General features: G+C 70.0%; 3 protein-coding genes and 1 pseudogene. 2 read left to right on the top strand and 2 right to left on the bottom strand.

The genetic code is table 11. The annotated features are described in order from the left end of the window. A pseudogene (locus ACTWQJ_RS49810) lies at window positions 1-392 on the bottom strand (HEAT repeat domain-containing protein); the annotation flags it as partial. A 323-nt stretch (window positions 393-715) separates the two neighbouring features. Next, the gene (locus ACTWQJ_RS49805) at window positions 716-1,108 is read right to left on the bottom strand and encodes an ankyrin repeat domain-containing protein (protein WP_443312958.1); all 393 of its coding nucleotides are present in this window, start codon (window positions 1,106-1,108) and stop codon (window positions 716-718) included. A gap of 306 nt (window positions 1,109-1,414) precedes the next feature. On the opposite strand from ACTWQJ_RS49805, the gene ACTWQJ_RS49800 reads away from it, so the two are divergent. Further along, entirely contained in the window at window positions 1,415-1,609 is a 195-nt protein-coding gene (locus ACTWQJ_RS49800) for a hypothetical protein (protein WP_409473283.1), read from the top strand. 58 nt (window positions 1,610-1,667) lie between these two features. Next, window positions 1,668-2,780: hypothetical protein (locus ACTWQJ_RS49795; protein ID WP_443312957.1), on the top strand; the 1,113-nt coding region annotated here is incomplete at its 3' end.

Below are 2,780 nucleotides of genomic sequence, written 5' to 3'. Positions count from 1 at the left end.
AGTTCGTCCAGGGCCCAGGCCCAGTTGGAGCCGTGGGCGGCGTAGCGGCGCAGCAGTTCCAGCGCGTCGCGCCTGCCGTAGGAGGCGAGGTGGCCGAGGACGGCGAGGGCGAGCCCGGTTCGTGACTCGTCGGTGTCGACGATGTCCTCGGGGTCGAAAAGATGCGCCTCGATCGCGTCCAGGTCGCCGCCCAGGTCGAGGTAGAGGCGGGCGTAGTACAGGGAGCGGTTCTCCACCTGCCAGTCGTGGCGGGGGTCGCGCAGCACACAGTGGTTGAGGGCCGCGAGCGCCTCGGCCCGGGGGGCGGTGAGCGCGTGCAGTGTGCCGTCGCCGCGGCCCCGCTGGAGCAGGCCGAGCAGCGTACCGCTGGGCGCTATGACCGGATCGAACATGGGAAACAGCCTCACATCAAGCGTCGACGCAACCGGGAAACGTGCTCTACCTGGCCGCGTGACAACACGTCGGGGCGCCCGCCGTCTCTTGCTTGCTGTAGACCATCTTCCTCTGCCTCTCGTCTGTGGCCCATGCGGACCGATCACGGCCCGCGCGGTGCGGCAACACCTGCCCAGCCATCGCGTCCGTGAATCACGACGTCATGATGACCCGGCTGTTCTCGATGCCGCGACCGAAATTTCCGGCGACCCGGTACCGCCTCCCCCGTTTTCCGTGTCCTGCCTGATCAGGACGGCTCTTTTCGCTGGTCAGGGCGATGGTCTCAGTGGGCGCCGAACAGTTCCAGCAGTTCCGTCCTGCCGAACATCCGGGCGGTGTCGACGGCCGACGGGGTGCCGGCTGCCGGGTCGGCGCCGCCGTCCAGCAGGGCCTTGATCACTTCTTCCTCGCCCTTGAAGACCGCCCCTGCGAGCGGGGTCTGGCCTCGGTCGTTGACCCGGTCGGCCTCGGCGCCGCGGTCGAGCAGCGCCCGCACGGTCCCGGCGTGCCCGTGATACGCGGCGAGCATCACGAGGGAGTCACCCCGGTCGTTGGTGAGGTTGGCCGGAACGCCCGCGTCGACATAGGCCACGAGCGCCTCGGTCTGTCCCTGCCTGGCCAGATCGAAGATCTTGGTCGCGAGCTCCACGACCTCGGGGTCGGGGGCTTCAGTCATCGGCCGGACCGCCTCTCATTACGCACGTCGAGGACCCTGGGAACAAGCGTACGGCCGCGAGCGGTACGGCCGTACGAGTGAATCGCCAGCGTACTGGCTGCACAGGAACATGACCGGCCGCAACCGAGGCAAAGATCACCAATGCACCCGTCGGGCGCAAGCCCGCCACCGGGCCACGCCGAGCCGAATCCGCCACATGGGCGAAATCCGCCAGATTTCACCCAGTTGCACCTTTTATCGTATGGATACATTCTGTGATCCTGGAAGTACTCATGGTGACTGTCCCCCTCGACACCAGGAGACCTCATGATTCTGTCCATCTCAGGCGTCGTCCTGCTCGGCGTCGTCGTCTTCATCTTCTGCCGCAAGGACGGACTCAAGGCGTCCCATGCACTGATCGCGGTCCTGTTCGGCTTCTACCTGGCGAGCACGGCCGTCGCTCCGAGCATCAAGGCGGGCGGCGAGAGCCTGGCGAGTCTGCTGGGCGGCCTCAAGTTCTGACGTCGCCCGCACCGCCCGGACACACCATCCCGCACGTACGCACCTCCAGGAGACACCTGTGGCCCGGCGCCCCCTCCCCCGCATTCTGAGCAGCGGCAGCGCACAGCTCGCCCGGAGCCGGGAGCTGGCCCGGACGGCGGCCGACAGCGCCACCGACGTCCTCCACCCCCTGATCACGATCACCCGCGGTCTGCGCCGACTGGCATCGGCCGGGCGGCGCAAGTGGGCCGACACCCCCAAGGACCGGCGCGGCCCGGTGCTGTTCCTGATGGCCTCGGTGTTCCTGGCCGTGGCGCTCGTCCCGTACGGCCCGCTGCTCGCCGTCATCGCCCTGATGGCGGCGGCAGCCTGGCAGGGCCGCAACCGCACCGCACAGACCCCCGGGGGACCCGACGAGTCCCAGATCCAGCGCCTGCAGTCGCTGTACGAGGCGATGGTCCCGTACTTCTCGACCGCCGAGGACCCGGCGCCCCTGTACGCGCACGGCGGCGAATGGGAGAAGGCCTTCCCGGAGTACGAGTTCGACGCCACCGGCCGCATCACGCACCTCGCGATCCGCTACCCCGCGTACTTCCCGGACGGCGAGGCCGAGGCGCGCGCCCGGATCGAGCACCTGCTCTCGGCGAAGTCGGGCCGCGGCCGCGAGTACCGCTTCGCGTGGGACGAGGAGGGCAACCAGCTCACCGTCACGGTCCTCGCGCCCCTGCCCACCGACATCGCCGCCCAGCGCTTCGTGACGGCACCCGGCGAGACGGTCCTCGGTTTCACCGACCCCACCGAGGTCCAGCGCACGCTCCCGCTCGGCCACGGTGCGCAAGCGCGCGACGTGCCGCCCGTGGTGTGGCGCACGGGCATCCGCTCCACCGAACCGCACCTGCTGGCCGTCGGGCAGCCGGGCAGCGGCACGTCGACTCTGCTGCGCTGCATCGCCCTGCAGGCCCTGCAGTTCGGCGACATCGTCATCGTCGACGGCGGCGGCACCGGCGACTACGCCTGCCTGACCGGCCGGGACGGGGTCCTGGCGGTCGAGTGCGCCCTTGCCGGGGCGCTGGCGAGCCTGGAGTGGGCCACCACCGAGACCGAGCGACGGCTGATCGCCGTCAACCGCGCCCGGCAGGCGGGCCACCCGCCCCCCGAGGACACCAAGCGCCCCCTGTGGCTCCTCCTGGAC

The organism is Streptomyces sp. KR55, assembly GCF_052245645.1.
GTDB lineage: Bacteria > Actinomycetota > Actinomycetes > Streptomycetales > Streptomycetaceae > Streptomyces > Streptomyces flavusporus.
Note: the sequence above shows the minus strand (reverse complement) of the source record. Positions and strands in the feature narration are given on the sequence as shown.

What these genes read in the sequence shown, in the direction of transcription:
- ACTWQJ_RS49805 (WP_443312958.1), bottom strand. Translation starts at nt 1,108, where the DNA reads ATGACTGAAGCCCCCGACCCCGAGGTCGTGGAGCTCGCGACCAAGATC.
- ACTWQJ_RS49800 (WP_409473283.1), top strand. Translation starts at nt 1,415, where the DNA reads ATGATTCTGTCCATCTCAGGCGTCGTCCTGCTCGGCGTCGTCGTCTTC.